The 434-nt window shown below is 57.4% G+C and carries 1 protein-coding gene; it reads left to right on the plus strand.

The window, feature by feature from the left end:
* Positions 1-16 precede the first annotated feature (16 nt).
* A partial coding sequence (locus E0T84_RS31650; protein ID WP_305801208.1) for a UbiD family decarboxylase domain-containing protein occupies positions 17-434 on the plus strand: 418 nt, incomplete at its 3' end.

Below are 434 nucleotides of genomic sequence, written 5' to 3' on the forward strand. Positions count from 1 at the left end.
CGTCGGGATTTACCGCATGGAAGTCAAAGGCAAGCGCAAACTTGGTCTGCAACCGGTGCCGATGCATGACATCGCGCTGCATCTGCATAAAGCGGAAGAGCGCGGTGAGGATCTGCCGATTGCGATTACCCTCGGTAATGATCCGATCATCACTCTGATGGGCGCCACACCGCTGAAGTACGATCAGTCGGAGTATGAAATGGCCGGCGCGCTGCGCGAAAGCCCGTATCCCATCGCCACCGCCCCGCTGACTGGCTTTGACGTACCCTGGGGCTCCGAAGTGATCCTCGAGGGCGTCATCGAAAGCCGTAAGCGCGAGATCGAAGGGCCGTTCGGCGAGTTTACCGGCCACTACTCCGGCGGACGCAATATGACGGTGGTGCGTATTGATAAAGTCTCTTACCGCAGCAAACCGATTTTTGAGTCGCTTTATC

Source organism: Mycobacterium sp. DBP42 (assembly GCF_005924235.1).
Taxonomy (GTDB): domain Bacteria; phylum Actinomycetota; class Actinomycetes; order Mycobacteriales; family Mycobacteriaceae; genus Mycobacterium; species Mycobacterium syngnathidarum.